27 protein-coding genes, 1 pseudogene and 1 other annotated feature are annotated in these 24,143 nt (G+C 42.1%); of the genes and pseudogenes, 3 read left to right on the top strand and 25 right to left on the bottom strand.

Annotated elements, in window-relative coordinates:
- The 3 genes and pseudogenes from PAN06_RS07065 to PAN06_RS07055 all read right to left on the bottom strand — a co-directional run.
- The coding region (locus PAN06_RS07065) for a DNA internalization-related competence protein ComEC/Rec2 (RefSeq protein WP_269795944.1) at positions 1 to 2,046 on the bottom strand (2,046 nt) is incomplete at its 3' end.
- Positions 2,030 to 2,680, bottom strand: coding sequence for a helix-hairpin-helix domain-containing protein (locus tag PAN06_RS07060; protein ID WP_269795943.1), 651 nt, complete (start codon positions 2,678 to 2,680; stop codon positions 2,030 to 2,032). The genes PAN06_RS07065 and PAN06_RS07060, both read right to left, overlap by 17 nt.
- 66 nt (positions 2,681 to 2,746) lie before the next feature.
- Positions 2,747 to 2,833 (bottom strand): annotated as a pseudogene (locus PAN06_RS07055) (N-acetyltransferase); the annotation flags it as partial.
- Positions 2,834 to 2,965: 132 nt separating this feature from the next.
- Here PAN06_RS07055 and ald point away from each other — a divergent pair.
- Positions 2,966 to 4,078, top strand: coding sequence for an alanine dehydrogenase (ald, locus tag PAN06_RS07050; protein ID WP_125456353.1), 1,113 nt, complete (start codon positions 2,966 to 2,968; stop codon positions 4,076 to 4,078).
- A 56-nt stretch (positions 4,079 to 4,134) separates the two neighbouring features.
- Here ald and PAN06_RS07045 read toward each other — a convergent pair whose 3' ends face one another.
- The 21 genes from PAN06_RS07045 to PAN06_RS06940 form a co-directional block, all read right to left on the bottom strand.
- Positions 4,135 to 5,130, bottom strand: a complete 996-nt coding sequence (locus tag PAN06_RS07045; protein WP_269795942.1) for a PhoH family protein — start codon at positions 5,128 to 5,130, stop codon at positions 4,135 to 4,137.
- Positions 5,131 to 5,214: 84 nt separating this feature from the next.
- Positions 5,215 to 5,430 (bottom strand): YozE family protein, encoded by a 216-nt coding sequence (locus tag PAN06_RS07040; RefSeq protein WP_001232084.1) that lies wholly within the window; start codon positions 5,428 to 5,430, stop codon positions 5,215 to 5,217.
- Between the two features lie 8 nt (positions 5,431 to 5,438).
- Positions 5,439 to 6,293, bottom strand: coding sequence for an RNA-binding virulence regulatory protein CvfB (gene cvfB, locus PAN06_RS07035; RefSeq protein WP_269795941.1), 855 nt, complete (start codon positions 6,291 to 6,293; stop codon positions 5,439 to 5,441).
- Between the two features lie 59 nt (positions 6,294 to 6,352).
- Positions 6,353 to 6,910: a ribosome recycling factor gene (frr, locus tag PAN06_RS07030; protein WP_269795940.1), complete on the bottom strand. Its 558-nt coding sequence runs from the start codon at positions 6,908 to 6,910 to the stop codon at positions 6,353 to 6,355.
- Between the two features lie 20 nt (positions 6,911 to 6,930).
- Positions 6,931 to 7,656, bottom strand: a complete 726-nt coding sequence (gene pyrH, locus PAN06_RS07025) for a UMP kinase (protein WP_000002995.1) — start codon at positions 7,654 to 7,656, stop codon at positions 6,931 to 6,933.
- Between the two features lie 83 nt (positions 7,657 to 7,739).
- Positions 7,740 to 9,074, bottom strand: coding sequence for a methylenetetrahydrofolate--tRNA-(uracil(54)-C(5))-methyltransferase (FADH(2)-oxidizing) TrmFO (trmFO, locus tag PAN06_RS07020; protein WP_269795939.1), 1,335 nt, complete (start codon positions 9,072 to 9,074; stop codon positions 7,740 to 7,742).
- A 334-nt stretch (positions 9,075 to 9,408) separates the two neighbouring features.
- Positions 9,409 to 10,287 carry a 16S rRNA (cytidine(1402)-2'-O)-methyltransferase gene (gene rsmI / locus PAN06_RS07015; protein ID WP_269795938.1) on the bottom strand — a complete coding sequence of 293 codons (879 nt, stop codon included), beginning with the start codon at positions 10,285 to 10,287 and terminating at the stop codon, positions 9,409 to 9,411.
- 2 nt (positions 10,288 to 10,289) lie between these two features.
- Positions 10,290 to 10,607 carry a DNA replication initiation control protein YabA gene (gene yabA / locus PAN06_RS07010; RefSeq protein ID WP_000358227.1) on the bottom strand — a complete coding sequence of 106 codons (318 nt, stop codon included), beginning with the start codon at positions 10,605 to 10,607 and terminating at the stop codon, positions 10,290 to 10,292.
- A 39-nt stretch (positions 10,608 to 10,646) separates the two neighbouring features.
- Entirely contained in the window at positions 10,647 to 11,537 is an 891-nt protein-coding gene (locus PAN06_RS07005) for a DNA polymerase III subunit delta' (RefSeq protein ID WP_004261375.1), read from the bottom strand.
- Complete coding sequence (tmk, locus tag PAN06_RS07000) at positions 11,534 to 12,172, bottom strand: dTMP kinase (protein ID WP_269795937.1); 639 nt, start codon at positions 12,170 to 12,172, stop codon at positions 11,534 to 11,536. Before tmk ends, PAN06_RS07005 begins: the two co-directional genes overlap by 4 nt.
- A gap of 114 nt (positions 12,173 to 12,286) precedes the next feature.
- A complete protein-coding gene (gene proC / locus PAN06_RS06995; protein WP_004261379.1) occupies positions 12,287 to 13,084 on the bottom strand; it encodes a pyrroline-5-carboxylate reductase in 798 nt (265 codons plus the stop codon).
- Positions 13,085 to 13,087: 3 nt separating this feature from the next.
- Positions 13,088 to 14,350, bottom strand: a complete 1,263-nt coding sequence (locus tag PAN06_RS06990; RefSeq protein ID WP_269795936.1) for a glutamate-5-semialdehyde dehydrogenase — start codon at positions 14,348 to 14,350, stop codon at positions 13,088 to 13,090.
- A 9-nt stretch (positions 14,351 to 14,359) separates the two neighbouring features.
- A complete protein-coding gene (proB, locus tag PAN06_RS06985; protein ID WP_269795935.1) occupies positions 14,360 to 15,469 on the bottom strand; it encodes a glutamate 5-kinase in 1,110 nt (369 codons plus the stop codon).
- A gap of 109 nt (positions 15,470 to 15,578) precedes the next feature.
- Entirely contained in the window at positions 15,579 to 16,469 is an 891-nt protein-coding gene (locus PAN06_RS06980) for an RluA family pseudouridine synthase (RefSeq protein ID WP_269795934.1), read from the bottom strand.
- The gene (lspA, locus tag PAN06_RS06975) at positions 16,459 to 16,920 is read right to left on the bottom strand and encodes a signal peptidase II (protein WP_004261384.1); all 462 of its coding nucleotides are present in this window, start codon (positions 16,918 to 16,920) and stop codon (positions 16,459 to 16,461) included. The genes PAN06_RS06980 and lspA overlap by 11 nt, the downstream gene beginning before the upstream one ends.
- A complete protein-coding gene (locus PAN06_RS06970) occupies positions 16,917 to 17,825 on the bottom strand; it encodes a LysR family transcriptional regulator (RefSeq protein WP_001025697.1) in 909 nt (302 codons plus the stop codon). Before PAN06_RS06970 ends, lspA begins: the two co-directional genes overlap by 4 nt.
- A gap of 242 nt (positions 17,826 to 18,067) precedes the next feature.
- Positions 18,068 to 18,478, bottom strand: a complete 411-nt coding sequence (locus PAN06_RS06960) for a DUF5301 domain-containing protein (protein WP_070842947.1) — start codon at positions 18,476 to 18,478, stop codon at positions 18,068 to 18,070.
- A gap of 326 nt (positions 18,479 to 18,804) precedes the next feature.
- On the bottom strand, positions 18,805 to 19,098 hold the full coding sequence (rpmA, locus tag PAN06_RS06955; RefSeq protein WP_000916509.1) for a 50S ribosomal protein L27: 294 nt from the start codon (positions 19,096 to 19,098) through the stop codon (positions 18,805 to 18,807).
- Positions 19,099 to 19,114: 16 nt separating this feature from the next.
- Positions 19,115 to 19,459 carry a ribosomal-processing cysteine protease Prp gene (locus PAN06_RS06950; RefSeq protein WP_000613699.1) on the bottom strand — a complete coding sequence of 115 codons (345 nt, stop codon included), beginning with the start codon at positions 19,457 to 19,459 and terminating at the stop codon, positions 19,115 to 19,117.
- 15 nt (positions 19,460 to 19,474) lie between these two features.
- The gene (gene rplU / locus PAN06_RS06945; RefSeq protein ID WP_000109141.1) at positions 19,475 to 19,789 is read right to left on the bottom strand and encodes a 50S ribosomal protein L21; all 315 of its coding nucleotides are present in this window, start codon (positions 19,787 to 19,789) and stop codon (positions 19,475 to 19,477) included.
- A 36-nt stretch (positions 19,790 to 19,825) separates the two neighbouring features.
- Positions 19,826 to 19,913 (bottom strand) — a sequence feature (ribosomal protein L21 leader region).
- Positions 19,914 to 19,971: 58 nt separating this feature from the next.
- Positions 19,972 to 20,664 (bottom strand): YoaK family protein, encoded by a 693-nt coding sequence (locus tag PAN06_RS06940; RefSeq protein ID WP_070842946.1) that lies wholly within the window; start codon positions 20,662 to 20,664, stop codon positions 19,972 to 19,974.
- A 153-nt stretch (positions 20,665 to 20,817) separates the two neighbouring features.
- Here PAN06_RS06940 and PAN06_RS06935 point away from each other — a divergent pair, with 153 nt between their 5' ends.
- Positions 20,818 to 21,795, top strand: coding sequence for a Gfo/Idh/MocA family oxidoreductase (locus PAN06_RS06935; protein ID WP_125458010.1), 978 nt, complete (start codon positions 20,818 to 20,820; stop codon positions 21,793 to 21,795).
- Entirely contained in the window at positions 21,792 to 22,874 is a 1,083-nt protein-coding gene (locus tag PAN06_RS06930) for a DEAD/DEAH box helicase (RefSeq protein ID WP_125458011.1), read from the top strand. The genes PAN06_RS06935 and PAN06_RS06930 overlap by 4 nt, the downstream gene beginning before the upstream one ends.
- 173 nt (positions 22,875 to 23,047) lie before the next feature.
- Here the strand turns inward: PAN06_RS06930 and PAN06_RS06925 are convergent.
- A partial coding sequence (locus PAN06_RS06925; RefSeq protein ID WP_269795933.1) for a glycerophosphodiester phosphodiesterase occupies positions 23,048 to 24,143 on the bottom strand: 1,096 nt, incomplete at its 5' end.

Below are 24,143 nucleotides of genomic sequence, written 5' to 3'. Positions count from 1 at the left end.
TGATGATTTTTTAGAGCCATGTTGGCTAGCTTTCAAGACATCCACCTCTAAGTCAGGATATTGCCTCAGCAATTCCTTCTCCCCCTTCTCCTCCAAATTTCCTGTGAAAAGAAAGTTTTTATCCAAGAGTTTTCCATACAAAACCAGGGAATCTTCATACCCTCCATCTCCCATTTTCCTTGAAGATAGGACTTCTAACTGACTTCCAAAAATGGGCAAGTTCTCTCCCATTGTCACACTACGAACCTTGGTTTGAGTCGCCTCTAGTTCTACCACAAATTCCTTCTGTTTCAGACTTCCTTTTGATACTAAGATTTCCCCTACATGGAAAGCCTTGGTCACCTCCAACAAATCTCCAACATGTTCCTTGTCCGTATTGGTCAAAATTAGCTGGTCAATCTTGGCTACTCCTCGACTTTTAAGATAGGGTATCAAGCTTCGCTGAGCATTGCTGGTCGTCGCCTTTTCTTGCCATTTTTCGATTTTCTTATCAGATTCTGCCTTGCCACCTACGTCTAGGAGAATGGTTTTCCCAGTTACATCCCGTAGGAAAATACTTTCGCCTTGCCCCACATCCAGCATGGTGATTTCATTTTCTAGTGGATACTTGGTCAAGAAAAAGAGACCTGTAATCAAGAAGCTCAACACTGCTAGCCTTTTAATGTTTTTCCTCAAATCATAGACTAAAGCCAAGGAAATTAACAATAAAATTAAAAGCCATGCATTGGGTTGTCCAAAGACTAGAGGCCTACTTGCCACCTGTGATACCAAGCGAATCATCCCCTCCAACCATTCAAAAATAAAATTCAGCTGAATGACTGGATAGAGAAAGGAAAGGGCAAATAAGATAGACAGGAGCGGTAAGAAGACCAAATCAAATAGAAAGGAAAAGACAAAGGTCAAAAGAATGGACCAAGGTTGAAATTCTGCAAAATAGATGGATAAAATAGGTAGTATACCCAAGGAAATGACTAGACTTTCTCTAGCAACAGCCTTGAGGCCCTCTCCTTCTTTGCTGGTCATGGTCAAGATAAAAGCATAGGCGCAGGACAAGACTCCTCCTGCAGTCAGGAAAAAGTTTGGCATGATGATAAAGAGGATAAGGACCGTCAAGGCAAAATTATCTAATCCCTTAACACCATGTTGAGCCAGTAGCTTCTGCAATAGACTGCGAATAACTGATGCTGAAAATCCTGTCAGCCCTGCATAGATAAGGGAAAAGGGATAAGTCAGCCATTTCAACTTTTCTTGGGTCAAGCCTAATCGCAAGAGAAGTTTCTTAAATCCATCCATGAAAAAGCCTACCTGCATACCCGACAAGGCAAAAAGGTGGATAATTCCTAGACTAGAATAAAGCTCATTCATCTCCTCAAAATCTGTGTCCAGATGTCCTAGCAAAAGCCCTGTCATGTAATTGCGCATAGGGTCTGGAAAATGTGTCTTAATCCAAACCACAGCCTTTCGGCGTAAACTGGATAGATTTTCTCCTATATCCCAACTGCTAACCTGTTTAAGGGACTGTATTTTTTTGATATTGAGAGTCTGGAAAATTCCCTGAGTTTTCAGATAGGCTTGGTAATTAAAGCCACCAAAATTCCTCTGCCCCTCTGGCTCCGAAAGTTTTCCTTCTAGTCCTATCTCATGAAGATCTGTTAAAGCTTGAAAGGATTCTTTCTCCTCCTCGGATTGGAGTTTATAATAGACTTGAAAAATGCGTTCATCAGACTTACCACGAAAGGACAGACTATCACCATTGACTTTAATAGTGTCAGGCAGAATCCGTACCCTTTCAACAGAATCCGCTAGGTTTTGACTAGCTTGACTCTGTTGCCAAGTTTGAAACAGAAACCAGAATCCAAAGATTCCACAAATCACTAGAACTTTGCCTGCTGATTTCCAAGGAAATTGAATAAAGAGACAAACTAGCAGAAAAACAAAGCCCAACAAAGCAAGATAGGATGCTGAGAAAATAGCATAATAAATCCAAAGCAATAGAAAACTCAGGTAAATTAGGGGAATGGGGAAATTCTTAATCCACTGTAACATAATCTTTTAGCTTTTCTATGGTCTTGGTACCAATTCCAGAGACTTTCTTGAGTTCATCTACTGACTTGAATTTCCCATTTGATTCACGATGGTCGATAATGTCCTGAGCTCGTTTTCCTCCCAGTCCCTTGACCTGCTTGAGTTCTTCCAGACTGGCCTTGTTGAGATTGACCTTCTTTTCCTTGCTTGTCGAAGAATCCGTCCCCGAACCAAACTGTTGACTAGCTGCTTCTTCTCCCTTAGTGGGAACGTAAACCAGAGCCTCATCACTGACTTTCTGAGCTAGATTGAGCGACTTGCTGTCTGCTTGCTCTGTCAAGCCACCCGCCTTTTGAACAGCGTCATTGACCCGACTACCTACAGGTAAATCATAAATCCCTGGCGATTTAACAGCCCCCTTCACATCTACTGTGATTAGATCTTGTTCAACCGGTTCTTCCTTTTCTTCCTTCTTCACATCCTTTTCGGTCGATGAGTTCTTGGAAATAGCTGCGACTTCAGCCTGCAAATTCGTTTCCTTGACAGGTGTTTGTGGAGTTGGCTTTAGCAGGAAAAATCCTCCTACAAGCAAGCCCAGACCAGTACAGATGACGATGATTTTATACTCTTTGATTTTCTCGATAATTGCTTCCATATTTTCTCCTCTCTTAGATTATTCGTAAGAGAAAGAAAAAACAGTTGAAAATTTCTTCTCAACTGCTTATTTATTTGCAAAATAGTCTTCCTTGGTCAAGACATAATGAACTCTTGTAACGATTCGTTCTGGTTCTTTTTTGTCCAATCTGGCCTTATAGATAGTTTACAACAAGTTTTCCTTGCTTTTTAAAGCGTTTTCATATAGAATAAAATCATCACCTTATTTTATAGATAATTGTGATAAATCATTTATAACCCGTCAATAGAAAGGGAGTTTTTCTCTATGTTAATCGGAATTCCAAAAGAAATTAAGAATAATGAAAACCGTGTCGCCCTCACACCTGCTGGTGTCCACAGCTTAGTTGGTCGTGGTCATCGCGTCCTAATCGAAACAAATGCTGGTCTCGGTTCTGGCTTTACTGATGATGACTATCAAAAGCATGGAGCTGAGATTGTCGCTACTGCTGGTGAAGCTTGGGCTGCAGAGTTAGTCGTGAAAGTAAAAGAACCATTAGCTTCTGAATATGAGTACTTGCGTGACGACCTACTTCTCTTTACCTACTTGCACATGGCCGCTGCTCCTGAATTAGCAGATGCTATGCTAGCCGCTAAAACAACTGGGATTGCCTATGAAACTGTTCGTGATAATCAAGGACAATTACCACTCCTCGTACCTATGAGTGAGGTTGCAGGCCGTATGGCAGTCCAAATCGGTGCTCATTTCCTAACTAAGCAAGCAGGAGGTTCTGGTGTCTTACTGGGTGGTGTGCCGGGTGTACCTAAAGGGAAAGTAACCATCATCGGTGGCGGTGTCGTAGGGACCCATGCTGCTCGAATTGCGCTTGGTCTTGGTGCTCAAGTAACCATCCTTGATATCAGTGCTAAACGTCTCTCCGTTTTAGAGGAGGTCTTTGGTCACCAAATTCAAACTCTCATGTCCAATTCATTTAACATCGAAGCCAGTGTGAGAGATGCGGATGTTGTTATTGGGGCGGTTCTCATCCCAGGTGCCAAAGCACCAAAATTGGTGACAGATGAGATGGTCAAGCAAATGCGTCCAGGATCAGTCATCGTTGACGTTGCTGTTGACCAAGGGGGCGTTATAGAGACAGCTGACCGTGTGACAACGCACGATGAACCCGTCTATAAAAAACACGGCGTTCTCCACTATGCCGTTGCTAACATCCCCGGTGCTGTAGCCCGTACTTCAACCATCGCCCTAACCAATGTCACTCTTCCTTATATCGAAGCTTTGGCTGGTAAAGGTTTTGTACGAGCAATATCTGAAGATGAGGGCTTGCGTCAAGGTGTGACCACTTATCAAGGTTACTTAACCAGTCTTCCAGTAGCCCAAGGACTCGATAAAAGACATATTCCAATTGATGAACTAGTATAAAAAATCTAATTATCAGATAAAAGAAAGAGCAATTCCACCTGAACTGCTCTTTTTTTCTATTCTGTTTCTTCTTGGACTTCTTCACGCTCTTCATTTTTAACTGGAGCTGGTTCATAAGCTCGGATAATCTGAGCGACAACGGGATGGCGAACCACATCCTTGGCTGAAAAATGAACAAAGTCAATCTGATGGATGTTCTTGAGTTTCTCTTGGGCATCAATCAAACCTGACTTGACATTGCGTGGTAGGTCAATCTGGCTGATATCTCCATTGACAATCATCTTAGAATTAAAGCCTAAACGAGTCAAAAACATCTTCATCTGCATGATGGTCGTATTTTGCGCCTCATCGAGAATGACAAAGGCATCATCCAAGGTTCGTCCACGCATATAGGCAAGGGGCGCAATCTCGATAATTTCACGCTCCATGAGTCGAGTCGTTTGGTCTTTTCCCAGAATCTGATACAAGGCATCGTAAACAGGTCGAAGGTAAGGATCCACCTTCTCCTTGAGATCACCCGGAAGAAATCCAAGACTCTCGCCAGCTTCCACTGCTGGACGAGTCAGGATAATTCGCTTAACCTGCCCACGTTTAAGGGCGGTCACTGCCAAGGTAACTGCAAGAAAGGTCTTCCCAGTTCCTGCAGGTCCGATTCCAAAGGTCACATCATGCTGTTTGACACTGTCCACATAAAGTTTTTGACCCAAGGTTTTGACACGGATAGGCTTCCCAGTATTATCCTTGATGATTTCTTCTTCGTAAAGGGCGACAAACTTGTCAATTTCATCGTTTTTGACCATACTAATTGCAGTCACCACATCTGGCGTACCAACGGTCATCCCACGATTCACCAAGACCATCAAGGCTTGGATAACCTGACGGGCTTCCTCACAGGCAGTCTCTTCTCCCAAAACCTGGACAATCTCCGTACGAGCATGAATCATCACATCAAGCTCTTCTTCCATCAAACGAAGATGGCGCTCATTGGAACCAAAAAGATGAAACAGGTCATCTGGATGACTCAGTTGAATGTCTATTGAATGTTCCTTCAAATAAAGAACCTCTCTAATCCTTTTATTTCTTTTTATTATAGCAAAGGGATGGATAAATTACTAGCCCAAACCCAATGAATCATGCTAGTGTTCTAAGTATTCTTGCCAGATAGCATCAAAGTCTCCTAGGTTGAAGGAGAAACTGGCATGTTCTTCCAAAAAGCGACTCACCTCATCAAAATCATCTGTGTGTTTTGGAAAGGCTGACTCTTCAAAAGCTAGGTCTGCCAAGATAGCTTTGGGACTGTTACTTTTAGGATTGCGCTCGGTCATGAGCCAAGTGTAAAATGATTTTCTCATAAGTCTCCCTAGATCAACTCTGTACCAAACTGGTCTTGCTTGATTTTACCAGTCTTCATTAAGCCACCGAGTGCTTTCTTGAACTGACCTTTAGAAATGCCAAAGGTTGCTTTGATGTCGTCTGGAGATGACTTGTCATTCAAGGTCATGAAACCGCCATTGCTTTCCAAATAAGTCAAAATCATCTGGGCATCATTTTCCAACATTTCAAAAGAACGTGGTTTGAGAGAGAGGTTCAGAGTGCGATCCACTTCGCGAAAACCAATGACACGCGCATCTAATACTTGCCCCAAACGTGGCTCTGCGTAACGCTCGCTAGGATGGATAAAACCAAGCATGTTATTTTCTGGCAGGTAAACAAAAGTTCCTGATAGCTTGAGGCGGTACACAATGGCTGGCCAGTTTTGGTTCTGCATGTTGTTGTAGGCAGGACGAGCCAGACGTTGGAAGTCTTCTTGATAGGCCAAGAGTCCCCAGATACGGTCTTTCTTGTCCACTTCAAGACGGATGTAAAGTTGGTCGCCCTTCTTAGGCCAGAGTTCCTTAAGCTCAGGGAGAATATCTAGTGATACTACGATTTCCTTATCGGGCAGGCCTGTATTTACAAAGACACCCAAGTCCTTACGAACTTCCGTTACAGTTCCCCAACCAAATTGGTCCTGAGTGGCAGTCACTTCTATGGTTGTCAGGCGGAGTTTTTGCTTCATATCCGTGTAGGCAAAACCTTTGACCGTATCCCCTACTGTATGTTGACCTTCTTCCTTAGCAAGAGCATAGGTTTGACCATCCTTTTGCACAAAGTAAAAACGGTCGTTTTCATCGATGATCAGTCCAACGATAAAAGTTGCAAGATTTGTATTCATATTTCCTTCTTTCGAATAAAACTCAGCCAGCAATGCCAACTGAGTTTTTCTGTTTATTTTTAGACTTCCAAAAGTTCTTTTTCTTTGTTGGCAGTCATGTCGTCGATGTGTTTGACAGCATCGTCTGTTACTTTTTGAATGTCTTTTTCAAGAGTCTTCAATTCGTCTTCAGTGATTTCTTTTGCTTTTTCTTGTTTCTTAGCTTCGTCCATAGCATCGCGACGGATATTGCGGACAGCCACTTTAGCATTTTCTCCGACCTTCTTCACTTCTTTAGCAAGGTCACGACGAGTTTCTTCTGTAAGAGCAGGGATAACCAAACGAATAACAGAACCGTCGTTAGCTGGTGTGATACCAAGATCAGAAGCGTTCAAGGCACGTTCGATGTCTTTCAATGAAGACTTGTCAAATGGTGTTACCAACAAAACACGCGCTTCTGGAATCGTAATTGAAGCGATTTGGTTAAGAGGAGTTTCCACTCCATAGTATTCTACATGTACACGGTCAAGCAAACTTGCATTGGCACGGCCAGCACGGATACTACCAAATTCACGAGCAAGTGATTGGTGAGACTGGGTCATTCTCTCTTTAGCTTTTTCAATAATTGCGTTAGCCATAATCTTTCTTATTCCTTTTCTTAGATATTATTTGAAACTGTTGTTCCGATATTTTCACCAAATACGACACGTTTGATGTTGCCTGGTTGGTTCATGTTAAAGACAACCAGGTCAATGTCGTTGTCCATTGAGAGGGTTGAAGCTGTTGAGTCCATGATACGAAGACCTTTGTTAATAACATCACGGTGGGTTAGCTCTTCAAACTTAACAGCTGTCTTGTCCTTCTTAGGATCGGCATTGTAAACACCATCTACGCCATTTTTAGCCATAAGGATAGCATCCGCTTCGATTTCAGCTGCTCGAAGGGCCGCTGTTGTATCTGTTGAGAAATAAGGTGAACCAATTCCAGCACCAAAGATAACGATACGGCCTTTTTCAAGGTGACGAAGGGCACGTCCACGGACATAAGGCTCTGCCACTTGTTGCATAGCAATAGCTGTTTGCACACGTGTATCAACCCCAACTTGTTGCAATGAATCTGCCATCACAAGAGCATTCATAACAGTCCCAAGCATTCCTGTGTAATCTGCCTGAACGCGGTCCATACCTGCTTCTGCTGCAGGTTCTCCACGCCAGAGATTTCCTCCACCAATAACAAGGGCAATTTCGATACCTAAGCTATGAACTTCTTGAATCTCTTTTGCGATTGTTTGAACTGTTTGGATATCAATCCCTACGCCTCGTTCACCGGCAAGGGCTTCACCTGATAACTTGATTAAAATACGTTTATACTTGGGATTCGCCATTTTCACTCTCCTTTTTTTATCCTACCTATTTTATCACAATTTCTAAGATTTTTATAGTATCATGAGCAATTCTTTCAAAAAAATTAGACCGTTAAAAATTCCTCTAAGTCAGAAAGAGCACGCTCTGCAATTTTTTCATAACGAGCCTTCTTATCACGGATACGCTCGCCTTCCAACTCCTTGATAATCCCAAAGTTGACATTCATTGGTTGGAAATGTTTACTGTCAGCATGGGTGATGTAATGAGCTAAGCTTCCGATAGCCGTCGTCTCTGGGAAAATAGCCTCGCTTTCTCCCTTGAAGAGACGAGCCGCGTTAATTCCCGCAACTAAGCCTGACGCTGCGGACTCAACATAGCCTTCCACACCCGTCATCTGACCAGCAAAGAAGAGATTTGGTTGTTTCTTAGAACGGTAAGTCTGCTCAAGAAGATTTGGTGAATCCATGTAAGAATTGCGGTGCATAACACCATAACGTACAAACTCAGCATTTTCAAGACCTGGAATCATTTGGAAGACACGCTTTTGCTCTCCCCATTTGAGGTGGGTCTGGAAACCAACGATATTGTAGAGGCTACCAGCAGCATTGTCCTGACGAAGCTGAACCACCGCATAAGGTGTTTTGAACTCTCCATCACGAGGTCCTGTGTAGTCGTCCGGATACTCAAGCCCCACTGGCTTCATAGGACCATAAAGCATGGTTTTAATACCACGTTTAGCCATGACTTCGATAGGCATACATCCTTCAAAATACTTTTCTTTTTCGAAAGAATTGAGCGGTGCTTCTTCCGCATTAACCAAGGCTTCATGGAAATCCATAAACTCCTGCTTGTTCATTGGAGCGTTGAGATAAGCGGCTTCTCCCTTATCATAACGAGACTTGAGATAGACCTTGCTCATATCGATAGTGTTGACGTCGATAATAGGCGCTGCCGCATCGTAGAAATAGAAACCATCGCCATCATTAAGGGCATGAATCTTTTCAGCCAAGGCATCACTTGTCAAAGGACCAGTCGCCACAACTGTGATAACATCTGTCGGCAATTCTGTAATTTCATCACGCACTACTTCAATCAAGGGGTGGTTGGCCACTTTTTCGGTCACCATTTGGGAGAAACCATCACGGTCCACCGCAAGAGCTCCTCCAGCGGGAACACGTGTAGCCTCAGCAGATTTCAAAATAACTGAACCCAAGCGACGCATTTCTTCCTTGAGGAGACCCACTGCATTTGTCAAAGCATCCCCACGAAGAGAATTGGAACAAACCAACTCTGCAAAATTGTCTGTTTTGTGTTGAGGTGTTGACTTGACACCACGCATTTCATAAAGTTTAACTGGAATACCACGCTCTGCAATTTGGTAGGCTGCTTCAGAACCTGCCAAACCAGCACCGATAACATTGATATAAGATTGAGACACGACACTAATACCTCTTTGGGAGTGTGAAGACAAGGTTCACATTGAAAAAGCCAACCGGACTTACTTCGCTTTCGAGTTTCTTGGCTCAGGCTGAAAAAGTCCACAGGACTTACTTCGCTTTCAAGTTTCTTGGATCAGGCTGAAAAAGTCCACAGGACTTACTTCGCTTTCGAATTTCCTGGCTCAGGCTGAAAAAGTCCACAGGACTTACTTCGCTTTCGAATTTCCTGGCTCAGGCTGAAAAAGTCCCCCGGACTTTTTCACTCCCACAAATCTTTCTAATTTTTTCTTCTACTAGTATAACAAAAAAAGGGAAGAAGGCAAACTTCCCTGTTTAGTCATTTTCTTGGTTTTCTTCCCAGTCGTGATAGGCAGCGTAGAGTTGACTCTTATTCCACTGGTAAATCTTAGCGACTTCCTTGATAGCTTGATTTTTCTTCATGCCTTGCTGGATGCGTACTTGTATTTCTAAGAACAAGTCCTCCTCGTCTTTTTCCTCCACATCCTGACTGGCACCTTCAACGATGAGAAGGCATTCTCCCTTAAGTGGCGTTTCAGCTATGTTTTCTAATAACTCTGAAATGGTACCTCTTTGGTATTCTTCATAGATTTTGGTCAATTCTCTAACCAAGACCACCGAGCGGTCTCCATAAACTGCTAGCATATTTTCTAACGTATCTGCCACACGATGGGGCGATTCATAGAAAATCTGGGTTTCTTGATAGTCTTTTTTCGAGTCGAAAAATTGCTTTTGCTGGCCTGATTTTCTCGGTAAAAAACCATAAAAGATATGTGGCTGTGGCGCTAAACCACTGGCAATCAAGGCAGAAATCCCTGCAGAGGCCCCTGGAACAGTCACAACAGCAATATCTTCCTCAATAGCAGCCTTAACCAAATCATGACCAGGGTCTGAGATGCTAGGCAGACCTGCATCAGAGACCTGAGCAATACTTTGCCCTGCTTTCAAGAAACCAATCAAATCAGGAATTTTTTCCTTGGCATTGTGCTCATGAAAACTAACCTGCTTAGTAGAAATGTCAAAATGCTTGAGCAATAGACCTGTATTGCGCGTGTCCTCAGCAGCAATCCAGTCCACTTCTTTCAAGGTCTGAACAGCTCGAAAGGTCATATCATCTAGATTGCCAATCGGCGTTGCTACTAGATACAGCTTGCCATAGGGAGACTGCCCCTTAAAACTTTTTTGAATCTGCATGCCTACTCCCTGTATAACAACTCGTCACAGAACATACATTCCTCGTCCTGCTCTCGACGTTGTCCATAAAAATCATTACATACGTGAAAACCATCTTTATAAATGCGACGGACACTTTCACGAACATGCTTAGCCTTGACAGGAGCGTCTGCTTCCACCTCACCCAAGCGTTCTCGCAACTTACTATTTTCCAAACGAAGAGCTGTATTTTCCTCTACCAGGCTCTTGAGATTTTTCTTGATGGCTTCCACATCGGCCAAGGTCACTAGTAACTGTTGGGAAAAATCATCTAGCGCGTCAAATAATTCTTTTTTGTCCATAAAACAGCCCTTTCCTTTCTTTATCATTCATTTTTGAGTTTATATTTCTTTCAAAGCCAAATATTCCATAGCATTTTGAAAGCTGACATTAGCCTGCCACATTTTTCTAGCTTCTAGCAAATCTTGTAAAATCACTCTTACTCTTGCTTGTAGGATATCTTGTCCACAGAGAACTTCAAGAATCCGTAAAACCTGGTCTTGTTTTTCCTTGTCATCTGCCAAGCTAGCTAGTTTGGCAACTTGCAAATAACTTTCTTTTTTCTTAGCTACTAACCAAGTCAGCAGGCGTTCACTTTCATCAACCAAGGTCCAAAAACTTGCCTGATTAGCCAACTTTTCTGCTTCAGCTCGCGATTGACTAAACTGGGCTAAAAGAGTTGCTTTTTTCTTAACCAGTCCCATTTGTTCTAAGAGCAAGATGAGCTTCTCTTCTTGTTTTTTAAAGTGAAAAATTTGCGTCCGACTGCGGATGGTTGGTAAGATCTTTTCCTCATCGCTGGTCAAGAAGAAAATATAAACCTCACTCTGGGGTTCTTCGATGACCTTGAGCAGAGAATTGGTTGCATTAGGATGCATTTTCTCAGCTTGCTCGATAATAAAGACCTGCTGCTGGCTTTCAATCCCTGCCTGGGAAAATTGCCCCACCAATTCCCGAATGCGTTCTGTCTTGATGACCTGATTGACTGGCTTAATCAAAGTGACATCGGGAAATTCTCCCTGTTCAATCAGCTTACAATTTCGGCATTTCTCACATGGTAAAACGCCTACCTTCTCTGCACAGAAGAGGCTCTTAGCCAAAAATTGCGCCATTTCCAAGCTTCCAAAGAAACCTGAAAAAAGATAGGCGTGATTGAGCTGGTCTTGTTCTAAGATACGGACAAAACGGTCAAACTGATCTGGCTGCCAGGCCTTTAGTTGATCTTGTTTCATTTAGCCAATCCCATTCTATCAAACAAGACAGACTCGGTAGTTTCCACAACTTGCTCCAATGGAAGACTCGCATCAATCTTGACAATACGACTTCCTTCTTTGTCCAGAAGAGAAAGGTAACCTTGACGGACTTTTTTATGCAAGTCCAATCCTTCCAAGTCCAAACGATTGACCTCACGATTGCTATTAGCAGCAATGCGAGCCAGTCCCTCTTCCACCTCGATGTCAAAATAGAGTGTCAAATCGGGTTTGAGGCCATCTGTCGCAAACTGATTGAGCCAGTCAATGGCGTCAATATTCAAGCCACGACCAAATCCCTGATAGGCAACAGAACTATCGATGAAACGGTCCATAATGACCAACTTACCAGCTTCAAGGGCTGGAAGAACTTTTTCCACCAAATGCTGTCTGCGACTGGCAATATAAAGAAGTAACTCTGTCTTCGCATCCATCTGAGTATGACTTGGGTCCAAAATCACTTCCCGAATCTTCTCCCCAATCAAGACTCCGCCAGGTTCACGGGTCGTCAGCACCTCTACTCCTTTTTCCTCTAAAATTGGTAGCAGAGTCTCTAAAACACTGGTCTTTCCTGCTCCCTCTGGTCCCTCAAGAGAGACTAAAAATCCTTTTGACATGTCTAACTCATTTCTTTTTTACTACTTCTATTCTATCAAAAAAATGGGGGTTTGTGGCAATCTTTTTTGTCTTCTCATTTCAACCACCATAAAAGAGGCAGATAAAACTACCTCTTATTTACCTAATTCTTGTGTTCGTTTGTAGGATTGATGAACTGCATCCATGACTGTTCCTCGAAAAGCATGCGCTTCTAAGCTTGCTACACCAGCGATAGTCGAACCTCCTGGGCTACAAACTTGGTCTTTCAAGACTCCAGGATGCTCTTGGCTTTCTAGGACCAATCGTCCAGCGCCGACAACTGTTTGAGCTGCCATTTTCAATGCTGTTTCTCGTGGTAATCCTGTCTGAACACCTGCATCTGCCAAGGCTTCGATAAAGAGATAGACAAAGGCCGGTCCACAACCTGCAAGACCTGTCGCCGCGTCGATTAATCCTTCTCCCAGTTCAACCAAGAGACCAGCCTTAGTTAAAAGCTGACAAAAGAGCTCACTGTCCTCAGCCCTGCAATTAGAAGACAAGGCATAACTAATCACTCCTTGACCGATAGAAGCAGGGGTATTTGGCATCATACGAATAATTCGGTGTTGACTTGGGATAAGACTTACTAGTTTTTCTAAAGTCAATCCAGCTGCCATGGAAATCAAAAGAAGACTTTCTCTTTTTTCAAGGATGGTCTGGTATTGAGAAAGCAGTTCAGAAAACTGAGCAGGCTTCACTCCTAGAAAAATCACATCTGCTTCTGCAAAGATTTCGTCATTGCTGGAAGCCTGACCACCAAAGTTGGCGATGAAAGCATCCACCTTGGCTTGACTACGATTGGCAAGAAGAATGTCATCACACGTCTTGGCCTGCAAAACAGACTTGGCCAAGCTAGCACCCATATTCCCCAAACCGATAAATCCAATCTTCATCTCTTACTCCCTTATCTGTCCATCACCAGTGATCACATACTTGTAGCTGGTCAACTCTTTCAAGCCCATGGGACCACGCGCGTGCAGTTTCTGAGTTGAAATCCCCATTTCACATCCAAGACCAAATTGACCTCCATCTGTGAAACGAGTTGAGGCATTGACATAGACAGCTGCAGAGTCCACTTGATCTGTAAAATAAGCTGCTGCTTCAGCATTTTCCGTCACAATTGCGTCCGAATGATGGGTACTGTGATCCTCAATATGGGCAACCGCTTCTTCTAAACTGCTCACAACCTTAACAGCTAGGACATAGTCTAAAAACTCGGTGTCAAAGTCTTGTGCTTCAGCTGCTTGACCTGAAACAAACTGACTGGCTTTGCTATCTAGGCGGAATTGAATTGGTTCCAACCCAGCTTCTTTTCGATTCTCAACCAGCACTTGCTCTAAGCGAGGAAGGAAGCTTGCTGCCTTGTCTTCATGAACAAGTAGAACCTCCATGGCATTGCAGACAGAAGGGCGACTGGTTTTAGCATTGTTGATGATAGACAGAGCCTTGTCTTCATCTGCATCCTTATCCACATAGACATGGACAATCCCAGTCCCGGTCTCGATAACAGGTACAATCGCATTCTCAACCACTGCATTGATCAAACCAGCTCCTCCACGAGGAATGAGAAGGTCTAGATAGTCCTTGGCCTTCATCATGGCATAGCTACTTTCACGGCTGGTGTCTTCCACCAGTTGAATCACATCTGGGTGAATAGTAGTCGTCTCCAAGCCCTTCTTCAAAGCTGTGACAATGGCATAGGCTGTTTGATAGGCATCCTTCCCACTACGAAGAACAACCGCATTTCCACTCTTGAGAGCCAAAGCAGCCGCGTCAGACGTCACATTTGGACGGCTTTCATAGATAATACCGATAACACCCATAGCCACCCGTTTCTTGGTGATAACCAAACCATTTTCAAGTTGATTGGTTTCTAAAACTTCACCGATTGGATCTGGTAAGGCAACCACTTCACGAATCCCAGTTGCCATCGCTTCTATACGACTTGCATCCAAATAAAGACGATCCAGCATCACATCTGAGATTTTACCCTTGGCCGCTTCCATATCGAGGGCATTGGCTGCTAAAATCTCCTCAGTAGCTGCTAATAAGTGATCAGCCATGGCTAGCAATGCTTGGTTTTTTACCTCTTCACTAGCTGTGTTAATCGATTTTTTAACAGCCTGTACCTGTTCAAATTGTTCTTGTGTACTTACCATAGTTTACCTCTAAAATTCTGTAAAGAGTAGTTGGATTTCAGGAGTAATGGAAATCCAGTCATCACGGTGAATCAAGACACCCTTGGCTTTTTGAGAACGCAACATATCCTCCAAAGCAGATGCACCAAATTGCACGCGTCCTTTTCCAAGTGATTTTCCACTTTCCTTGTCAAATACTGTCACGATATCACCGTAAGAAAAGGCTCCTTCTGCGTCAACAATACCAGATAAAAGGAGACTCTTGCCATGTTGAGAGAGAGCTTCTGCAGCACCTTTATCAACCCAAATAGAACCTTGACTCTGAGCATAAAAAGCCAGCCATTGTTTCTGGGTACGAAGTCCCTTCTCTTGCGCAACAAAGTAGGAACCATCCTTGGTCTCCTCAGCCGCCTCAATCATAGCGTCTGACTTCAAGGATGAGCAGATATAAACAGGAACTCCTGATTCTGTCGCGATAGTTGCAGCTTTGATTTTTGTTAGCATGCCCCCAGTTCCGTTTGAAGAGCCAGCTCCACCAGCCATATCAATAATCTCACGATTGATAGTATCGATTTTCTCCAAGCGTTTGGCTCTTGGATCTGAATTAGGATTTCCTGTATAGAGACCGTCTACGTCTGTCAAGAGGACCAAAAGGTCTGCTTGGACCATGGCCGCCACCTGAGCACTTAGAGTATCATTGTCCCCAACCTTGAGCTCATCAATAACGACACTGTCATTCTCGTTGATGATAGGAATCGCTCCACGGCTAAGTAGAACTGACAAAGCCTGATAGGCATTTTTATAACGGCGCTTATCCACAAAATCATCCTGAGTCAGCAAGATTTGTGCAGAAACGATTTGGCGTAAAAGAAGATTGGTCGTGTATTCTTCCAACAAAAGCCCTTGCCCTACCGCTGCTGAAGCCTGTTTATCAGCAATCTTAGTCGGACGCTTTTTAAATCCTAAGGCCCCAAAACCTGCAGCAATGGCACCCGACGACACCAAAATCAACTCATGACCAGCTTCGTGCAACATAGCCAACTGCTGGGTAATAGCCTTTACCTTACTACGTGATAAACTTCCATCCTCATTTGTCAAAGAAGAAGTCCCCACCTTAAAGACAATCCGTTTGTATTTCATAGTCTCACTCCGATTCTTCATATTTATCCATTATAACATGAATGGCAGGAAATAGAAAAGAGTTGATAGGAAAAAGGTCGAGACAAGTCATCTCAACCTTTTATCAAATCTAATTCTTTCTCAATCTCTCCAAGGTTTCCTTAAAAATCTCTGGGATATCTGCTGTAAATTCCAAGGTCTCACCTGTTCGTGGATGGGTAAATCCTAGCGTCTTGGCATGAAGAAATTGTCCATGTCCTTTCAAAGTCTTGCGAGGACCATAGACTTCATCCCCAGCGACTGGATGGCCAATATAAGCCATATGGACACGAATCTGATGAGTGCGACCTGTCTCTAGCTGCAACTCCACTAAGCTATAATCGCCAAAGCGTTCCAAGACGTGGAAACGGGTCACTGCAGGCTTCCCTTTAGCAGTCACAGCCTGTTTCTTACGATCTTTTTCACTCCGTCCAATCGGCGCTTCAATGACACCACGATCATTAGGCAGATTTCCATGAACAATCGCCCAATATTTGCGGAGAGACTTTTTATCCTTTAGTTCTTGGGCGAGTGCCAAGTGGGCCTCATCATTTTTAGCAATCATGAGAAGACCTGACGTATCCTTATCGATACGGTGAACAATTCCTGGACGCAGAACCCCATTGATACCCGACAAGTCCTTGATATGGTACATGAGGGCATTTACCAGAGTTCCACTAGTATGACCAGCACTCGGATGCACAACCATCCCCTGAGGCTTGTTAACGACGGCTACATCCTCATCTTGGTAGATGATTTCTAGCGGAAGATTCTCAGCCACATACTCTAAGACCTCAGGCTCTGGTACATGGTAAGTGATGATATCACCCTCTTGGACAGTGTATTTAGCTTTCTTGACTTGGCCATTGACCAAGACCTGACCTGATTTGATTTGTTCATTCGCGAGACTGCGTGATAATTCTGTCAAATCCGACAAAGCCTTATCTAAACGCAGGCCACCAGTTTCAATTTTAATTTCCATTTATTTCCTCTTTTAACATTGCAATCAATAAAATAATCACTCCAACAGTCAGATAGCTATCTGCCACATTGAAAATTGCAAAATTGATAAAGTCCACGTGAAACATATCCACAACAAAGCCCTGACTGACCCTGTCAATAAAATTTCCAAGACCACCTGCGATTATCAGGGTCAAACCCAAGACCATCCAGAGTGAATCCTCCATGTGCTTATGTAGATACCAAATGGCACCTACCACGACAACCAGAGTAATGACAGCAAATAACAACTGCTGATCTTGTAAGATAGAAAAGGCTGCCCCTCGATTTTGCAGATAGGTCAAGCTAACGAAATTGGGAATCCAAGAGCGTACTTCACCCAGTGGAATCTGCTGGACGATATAGGATTTTACCAACTGATCAAGCCCAATCAAAAGTAGTACAATGACTGCCACTATTCCTCTTTTTTTCATGATTTCCTCTTCTGATTAAAATATTCTTGCATGACTTCTACAAAGAGAGTCCCAGCTTGACTCAGCTCCACTTCTTCACGTTTTACATAGACCATGCGATTATCTAGGTTATCCTTGAGACGAATGACTGTAATCCCATTGACACTGTCACTATCTAAAAATCCGGAACCTGTTGCATAAGCGTCCGTCCGCTCCAAAATACCATTCAAAGTAGCACGGTCTGTCACATTGAACATCTGCGAGCTCGCACTAGTATCAACAAAGTTCTCTGAATAATAAAGGTACTCATCTTTCTCTTGAGTAAAACGAACTGTCGGTAGATCCGCTAAATCCTCCATAACCAATTCCTCTTTCTGAGCCAAAGGATGCCCCTCGCGGAGATAAATATGGGTATGGAAGGAAATCAATTCAATGACCTCCAGACCTAGCTTTTCAACCCGTTGCATAATACCTTTTTTATTTTGATTGTTGAGGTAGATAATCCCAATCTCACTATGCCCTTGCGCTACTTCATCTAAAATTTGAACAGTAGTTGATTCAAAAATACGAAAGTTCTTATAATCAGGATAGCGCTCTGAAAAGGCCGTAATGGTTGGTGGCAAGAAGTCATAGTGCTGACTAGCAATGGAAAATTCATCCTTTTCTTCCTCAGGATTGGCATACTGATTTTGAAAAATATCAAATCCTTTAACCAATTCTTGCGCTTTTTCATAAAATTCCATACCACGACGAGTCAAGAAAGTCCCTGAGCTGGTCCGACGGAAAATCTTAAAGCCCAACTCTTTTTCCAAATCACGAACAGAAATAGACAGACTCGGCTGACTAACATACATCTTTTCAGCAGCTTCACGAAAAGTACCGCTATTCGCAATAGCCACAACATAGCGTAATTGTTGAATGTTCATCTTCTACCCCCAACTTCTTTATCTTTTCATTATACCATATTTTAGAAGTTTTCCAAAAAGGAAAAAAGTCTGGAAATTTTCAAGTCTAAGCGAATACTCTAATACCTCAATACAAGAATTAGAATGATATCCTTTTTCAGTCCTCATTTTATTTCAAACAAATAAAAACAGCAAATCTTGTTGATTTACCGTTTAAAACATGATACAAGAAAACTCTCTAAAAATTTCTTTTATTCTATAAATCAACTAGAATAAGCTTCTTCAACCCTATTCGCTATATCTGGACTTACCTCCCAAATCCCAACATAGGGTTGTTCAATATATTGTTTTTCTTTCATAGTATATAGATAGGCTACACTATCATTTTCTTCATTCTGATGAGAGAATTTGATAATGATGTAATCTTTAACATTTGTCGGTTGATCATTTAAACTTTCTAAAGTTGTGGAGGTGGACTGCTTCTGTATCTCGTCAATCAATTTTGAGATTTCTTCTCTCTTGGTTATAGTTTTAATATCTTCAGAGATTTTTTTCTGCAGGGAAATTACAGAGATCGTTTCAGGTTCAGGAAGAACAAGTTTTTTCTTACTGACACAAGCAGATAAAACAAGAAAAGAGATTGAACAGACTATTATAGTGATAATTTTTTTCATACAGGTTTACATCCTTTCCATATTTCTGCTAGCTTACCAAGATAAAATTATTATATCAAATCTTAGCAATTTTTACAATATCTTATTCCCTTATAACATTCATTACTGTAAAAGGCTCACATTCCACTATTTTATAATTGTATCTAAAAGACAAAGTAGCCGACAAGTTCGCTTCTTACATTGGTTTTTAAAATATGGGTATCAGCGTGGGTATCAAAATAAAAAAATAGGCTCTCCGAAAACTCGGAAAGCCTTAGTTTATGCTACTTCTAGCTTCCTCGCCTTTACATTTCAAGGCTCGGGATAAAAAGGTTCACTGGACCTTTTTATTTAGCGATTGGATAAACAGAAACTTGTTTTTTATCGCGTCCTTTACGTTCAAAGCGTACTACGCCTTCAACTTTAGCGAACAAAGTATCGTCTCCACCACGTCCAACGTTTACACCTGGGTAGATGTGTGTACCACGTTGACGGTAAAGGATTGATCCACCTGTTACAGTTTGTCCGTCAGCTGCTTTAGCTCCAAGACGTTTCGCTTGTGAATCACGTCCGTTTGATGTAGAACCTCCACCTTTTTTGTGGGCGAAAAGTTGCAAGTTGTTAAGAGTCATTTTTAACATAATGTTTTCCTCCGTGTTAGTTTTCTGTGATAACTCTGGTTTGGACGAACTCAGAAGAGTTCTCCGATAAGTTTGCCATACCTAAGAAAAATGATTCAAAGAATAACTGGGTCATTTCTCTCTGGTGTGAAGGAAGATCTTTTGGAATTTCAACCATCAGATAGCCACCTTCATCTTCGTTTAATTCTAGGATTGGTTCATAGCCTGCAAATTTTTCAATAGAATTGATAAAGTTAATGGCAAGCGTAGAAACCGATGCACACACGACATCTAAGCCGTATTCGCCACTCTCGGCGTGTCCAGTAATTTCCGCACTCCTCAGCTCGCCATCTTCGGCTCTCTCAAAGACTGCCTGTATCATGTGTTCTCCTTAAAATTAAGCGTTGATTGCGTTGATGACAACTTTTGTATATGGTTGACGGTGACCTTGTTTACGGTGGCTACCTTTTTTAGGTTTGTACTTGTAAGTAACAACTTTCTTTTGTTTTCCTTGTTTTTCAACAGTTCCAACTACAGTAGCTCCAGCAACAAGTGGAGTTCCGACAACAGTGTTTTCACCACCAACAAGAACAACTTCGTTAAAAGTAACTTCTTGACCAGCTTCAACGTTCAATTTTTCAACGTAAACTGCTTGACCAACTTCAACTTTAACTTGTTTTCCGCCAGTTTTGATAATTGCGTATGTGCTCATTATGCACCTCCTATGATTTTTATGGGTTTCCCCGAATTTTTTGTGAAGACTCGCCTAGCATCGTGGGACGAACCACTTAAACTTGAATAATCAAGCAACGATGTTCGTGCGGTTGCACAGGATCGTGCATAGTCAACTCTTCAAGTATAGCATATCTCCTATTTTCTTACAAGTAATAACACCTAAAATAAAGCTTTTTCTTTTACTTTTTTCCTCCACTTGGCAAAAAGCATGCTGACATAAAAAATACTCATCATAATAGGAACACCAAGAATGGTCTTTTCATGATAGAAAATCGTCAAATAGGCTGAAAAGACAACACCAAGGACAAAACTACTAAGCAGGCTTACAAATATGAATCCTTCACGCAAAAAAGGTGTGTGCTTGGTTCGGAAATAATCTCCAAAAGCCAGCATAGTCCGTTTGATATTCCCTGTCATAAAAGCGTTATTATAAGCAATACCCGACACTTCTCCAAAAGCGGTTGTCACCAACCCCATACAAAAGGCCAAGGGCGGTACTAAATAGATATTATCTACAGTCTGTGGTACAAAACCAATAATGATTGATAGGATTGCCAAAGGAATCAAGGACAGAATGGGCTTTTTCACAATTCTCAATTTTTCCTTATAAATCGTTAGTAAAAAGACCCCCATCATAAAAGCTAGCAAGGTCATTACTTTGGCACTAGCATCTGAAACATTGTGTTGAATGAGCCCCACTGATAGAAAGACGACATTTCCAGTTTGTCCAGCTACAAGAGTATTCCCTCGGACAATAAAAGTATAGGCATCTACATATCCTGCACAAAAAGTCAAAAAAAGCGCTAGCCTCTTAGACTGACGTGATATTTTTCTTATAGGTAGTAACCTCATTTTTCCTCCTATTTCATTTACTCATCTCACTATTGTACCACTTTCTTTGGAAAAGACCTAGTAGCTTATTTGAAATTTTTTACCCTCTGTTGGATAGTCCCGTCTATCTATGTTATAATGAAAGAAGGATTTGAAATCGGAAAAGGAGTAACTATGCTTAAATTAGGTGTCATCGGAACAGGGACTATCAGCCACCACTTCATAGAAGCAGCCCATTCCAGTGGAGAGTACAAGCTGGTCGCAGTCTATTCTAGAAAACTAGAAACTGCGGCAACCTTTGCTTCTCGCTATCAGAATATCCAACTCTTTGATCAAGTAGAGGACTTCTTCAAGAGCTCCTTTGATGTGGTCTATATTGCTAGCCCAAACTCCTTGCATTTTGCTCAGGCAAAAGCTGCATTGTCTGCAGGTAAACATGTCATTCTTGAAAAGCCAGCTGTCACTCAGCCACAAGAATGGCTAGATTTGAGACATACAGCTGAGAAAAATCACTGTTTTATATTCGAAGCAGCTCGCAATTACCATGAAAAAGCTTTCACTATCATCAAAAACTTTTTAGCAGACAAACAAATTTTGGGAGCAGATTTCAACTATGCCAAGTATTCTTCCAAAATGCCTAACTTGTTGACTGGGGAGACACCAAATGTCTTCTCAGACCGTTTTGCTGGTGGAGCTCTTATGGATTTGGGGATTTATCCCCTCTACGCTACCGTTCGTCTCTTTGGAAAAGCTAAGAATGCAACCTATCAGGGGCAACAGCTTGACAATAGCATTGACCTAAATGGTGACGGAATCCTCTTCTACCCTGACTTCCAAGTTCATATCAAGGCCGGGAAAAACATCACTTCCAATCTCGCTTGCGAGATTTATACGACAGATGGAACCCTGACGCTCAACACCATCGAACATGTCAGCTCGGCTATTTTTACCGACCATCAAGGCAATCAAGTCCAACTCCCTATCCAACAGGCTCCTCATACGATGACTGAGGAAGTCGCTGCATTTGCACACATGATCCAGCAACCAGATCTGAATCTCTACCAAACTTGGCTGGAAGATGCAAGTTCTGTTCATGAGCTACTATATACCATGCGCCAGACTGCTGGCATTAGATTTGAGGCAGAAAAATGAAAACCAAACTACCGACTGAATGGCAAGAACTGAGTGACCAACTCGGTTTCCAAGAATTCACTCCCATTCAAACCCAACTATTTGAGTCCCTTCTTGCTGGAGAAAACCTCCTAGGAGTGAGCCCTACAGGAACTGGTAAGACCTTAGCTTACCTTCTACCAAGTCTTCTCAGACTACAAAAGAAAAAAGCCCAACAACTCTTGATTCTAGCACCAAATACTGAGCTTGCTGGACAAATTTTTGAAGTGTGTAAAACATGGGCTGAAGCTATCGGCTTAACTGCCCAACTCTTCTTATCAGGTTCGAGTCAGAAACGCCAGATTGAACGCCTAAAAAAAGGACCAGAAATTCTGATTGGAACCCCTGGTCGTATCTTTGAACTCATTAAACTGAAAAAAATCAAGATGATGAATGTGGAAACCATCATCCTGGATGAATTCGACCAATTGCTAGATGATTCTCAGATACACTTTGTCGAGAAAATCACTCACTACGCACCTCGTGACCACCAACTCGTCTACATGAGTGCGACGGCCAAGTTTGACCAAGAAAAGATTGCGCCTAACACACGTACCATTGATCTCTCTGACCAAAAATTGGACAACATCCAACATTTCTATATGCAGGTAGATCAACGTCACCGAGTGGATATGCTACGAAAACTAGCTCATGTTGAGGATTTCCGCGGTCTGGTCTTCTTTAACAGCCTATCAGACCTTGGAAGTGCAGAAGAAAAACTACAGTATCGGGATATCTTGGCTGTTTCTCTAGCTAGTGATGTCAATGTCAAATTTAGAAAAGTCATCTTAGAAAAGTTTAAAGACAAGCAACTAACACTGCTTCTTGCAACAGACCTTCTGGCTCGTGGAATTGATATCGATAGCCTCGAATGTGTCGTAAACTTTGATATCCCAAGAGATATGGAAACCTACACCCACCGTGCTGGCCGTACTGGTCGTATGGGCAAGGAAGGTTATGTTATCACTCTCGTAGCCCATCCTGAAGAACTCAAAAAACTTAAGAAGTTTGCAAGTGTCCGTGAAATTGTCTTGAAAAATCAAGAACTCTATATCAAATAAGGTTGGCTCTTGCCAACCTCTGATTTAAGATAAGATCCTCAGAATACGAGTTTCTAAGGACCTTATCTCAAGACTGAGCCTAGGACAATAGTCCCTTATCTCCAAAAAAGCAACGGATTTGCCGTTGCTTTTTTATGGTTGAGAACTATTTTGTCTCAGGCTCTTTTTTATTACTAAAAATTAAAGAATTCCATAGCCTGTTTGAACAGTAAATCCGTATACTCTGGGTCTTCTTGGGCAATGGAAACCTGATCTTGAATCATTTCCAAGTCATCCGTTATCATGCCGTCTGCACCCAAATGAACAGATTTATCAAAGGACTCTGAACTATTGATAGTCCACACGTACAATTTCTGATCGGTATTCCAAAGCTTGTTGACAAAATTTTCATCCAAGGTTGAATACTCCATAGTATAACCTGTGGCCTTGGTTCTTGGAAAAATACTATTATAAGGTAGGATGAAAAAGACTGGAATTTGAGTATCGTAGGCTAAAACCTGATCAATCACATGGTAGTCCAAGGATTGCATTTGGTGACCATTCTGCTTAAGAACCGTTCTATATTTTTCCATAAAGCGTTTCATCATATCTGGACTATCTTTTCGACTGGTCTTAATCTCAATAAGGAGTTTTTGATGCAATTCATTGGCTTTATTGAGGTAGTCATCAAAACTAGACACTTTGCTATGATAACCATTTTCTGAAATATCGAGTTTAGTTAATTCTTCCAAAGTGAGATCTTGAGGATTGGCATTAACTCCTGTCAGATTCTTGATATTGGCATCATGCATCATGACAAACTGGCCATCTTTCGTTTCCTGAACATCTGTCTCAACAAAGTCTGGACTTAGTTGGGCTGTCTTTTCTAGAGATTGGACTGTATTTTGCACACCATTCTTATTAGATACTCCCCTGTGAGAGATAATCAAAGGTTTATTAGCAACTGGAGCTTCTAAATAAACATAACCCTCGAGAGCGAAAAAGATACCAGCACAGCCCATCACTCCCCATCTCATCCAGTGGTCTTTCTTTCTCCTCGGTGTGATTTCTAATTCTTCTCCTGTTAAGAAGGAAACAAATTTAATAAGAAAGTAAGTCAAGGCCATATAGTGGAAATTCTTAATCAAGACAAAGTTGATAATTCCCAGTACAAGAGATTCCTTATGGGTCAAACCATCCATTAGTGCCTGACTTGCCAAGATTGGAATCAATAAAAGAATGAAAAATAGGTATGTTTTGACGATAATCCAAAGCAAGTTCCAAATATAA

Source organism: Streptococcus sp. SM3 (genome assembly GCF_027497875.1).
This window is presented reverse-complemented; position numbering and strand designations above follow the sequence as displayed.

Excerpts from the sequence above, each read along its gene's own strand:
- PAN06_RS07060 (WP_269795943.1), bottom strand. The coding sequence starts at position 2,680 with ATGGAAGCAATTATCGAGAAAATCAAAGAGTATAAAATCATCGTCATC.
- ald (WP_125456353.1), top strand. The coding sequence starts at position 2,966 with ATGTTAATCGGAATTCCAAAAGAAATTAAGAATAATGAAAACCGTGTC.
- PAN06_RS07040 (WP_001232084.1), bottom strand. The coding sequence starts at position 5,430 with ATGAGAAAATCATTTTACACTTGGCTCATGACCGAGCGCAATCCTAAA.
- cvfB (WP_269795941.1), bottom strand. The coding sequence starts at position 6,293 with ATGAATACAAATCTTGCAACTTTTATCGTTGGACTGATCATCGATGAA.
- frr (WP_269795940.1), bottom strand. The coding sequence starts at position 6,910 with ATGGCTAACGCAATTATTGAAAAAGCTAAAGAGAGAATGACCCAGTCT.
- pyrH (WP_000002995.1), bottom strand. The coding sequence starts at position 7,656 with ATGGCGAATCCCAAGTATAAACGTATTTTAATCAAGTTATCAGGTGAA.
- rsmI (WP_269795938.1), bottom strand. The coding sequence starts at position 10,287 with ATGCAGATTCAAAAAAGTTTTAAGGGGCAGTCTCCCTATGGCAAGCTG.
- yabA (WP_000358227.1), bottom strand. The coding sequence starts at position 10,607 with ATGGACAAAAAAGAATTATTTGACGCGCTAGATGATTTTTCCCAACAG.
- PAN06_RS07005 (WP_004261375.1), bottom strand. The coding sequence starts at position 11,537 with ATGAAACAAGATCAACTAAAGGCCTGGCAGCCAGATCAGTTTGACCGT.
- tmk (WP_269795937.1), bottom strand. The coding sequence starts at position 12,172 with ATGTCAAAAGGATTTTTAGTCTCTCTTGAGGGACCAGAGGGAGCAGGA.
- proC (WP_004261379.1), bottom strand. The coding sequence starts at position 13,084 with ATGAAGATTGGATTTATCGGTTTGGGGAATATGGGTGCTAGCTTGGCC.
- PAN06_RS06990 (WP_269795936.1), bottom strand. The coding sequence starts at position 14,350 with ATGGTAAGTACACAAGAACAATTTGAACAGGTACAGGCTGTTAAAAAA.
- proB (WP_269795935.1), bottom strand. The coding sequence starts at position 15,469 with ATGAAATACAAACGGATTGTCTTTAAGGTGGGGACTTCTTCTTTGACA.
- PAN06_RS06980 (WP_269795934.1), bottom strand. The coding sequence starts at position 16,469 with ATGGAAATTAAAATTGAAACTGGTGGCCTGCGTTTAGATAAGGCTTTG.
- lspA (WP_004261384.1), bottom strand. The coding sequence starts at position 16,920 with ATGAAAAAAAGAGGAATAGTGGCAGTCATTGTACTACTTTTGATTGGG.
- PAN06_RS06970 (WP_001025697.1), bottom strand. The coding sequence starts at position 17,825 with ATGAACATTCAACAATTACGCTATGTTGTGGCTATTGCGAATAGCGGT.
- PAN06_RS06960 (WP_070842947.1), bottom strand. The coding sequence starts at position 18,478 with ATGAAAAAAATTATCACTATAATAGTCTGTTCAATCTCTTTTCTTGTT.
- rpmA (WP_000916509.1), bottom strand. The coding sequence starts at position 19,098 with ATGTTAAAAATGACTCTTAACAACTTGCAACTTTTCGCCCACAAAAAA.
- PAN06_RS06950 (WP_000613699.1), bottom strand. The coding sequence starts at position 19,459 with ATGATACAGGCAGTCTTTGAGAGAGCCGAAGATGGCGAGCTGAGGAGT.
- rplU (WP_000109141.1), bottom strand. The coding sequence starts at position 19,789 with ATGAGCACATACGCAATTATCAAAACTGGCGGAAAACAAGTTAAAGTT.
- PAN06_RS06940 (WP_070842946.1), bottom strand. The coding sequence starts at position 20,664 with ATGAGGTTACTACCTATAAGAAAAATATCACGTCAGTCTAAGAGGCTA.
- PAN06_RS06935 (WP_125458010.1), top strand. The coding sequence starts at position 20,818 with ATGCTTAAATTAGGTGTCATCGGAACAGGGACTATCAGCCACCACTTC.
- PAN06_RS06930 (WP_125458011.1), top strand. The coding sequence starts at position 21,792 with ATGAAAACCAAACTACCGACTGAATGGCAAGAACTGAGTGACCAACTC.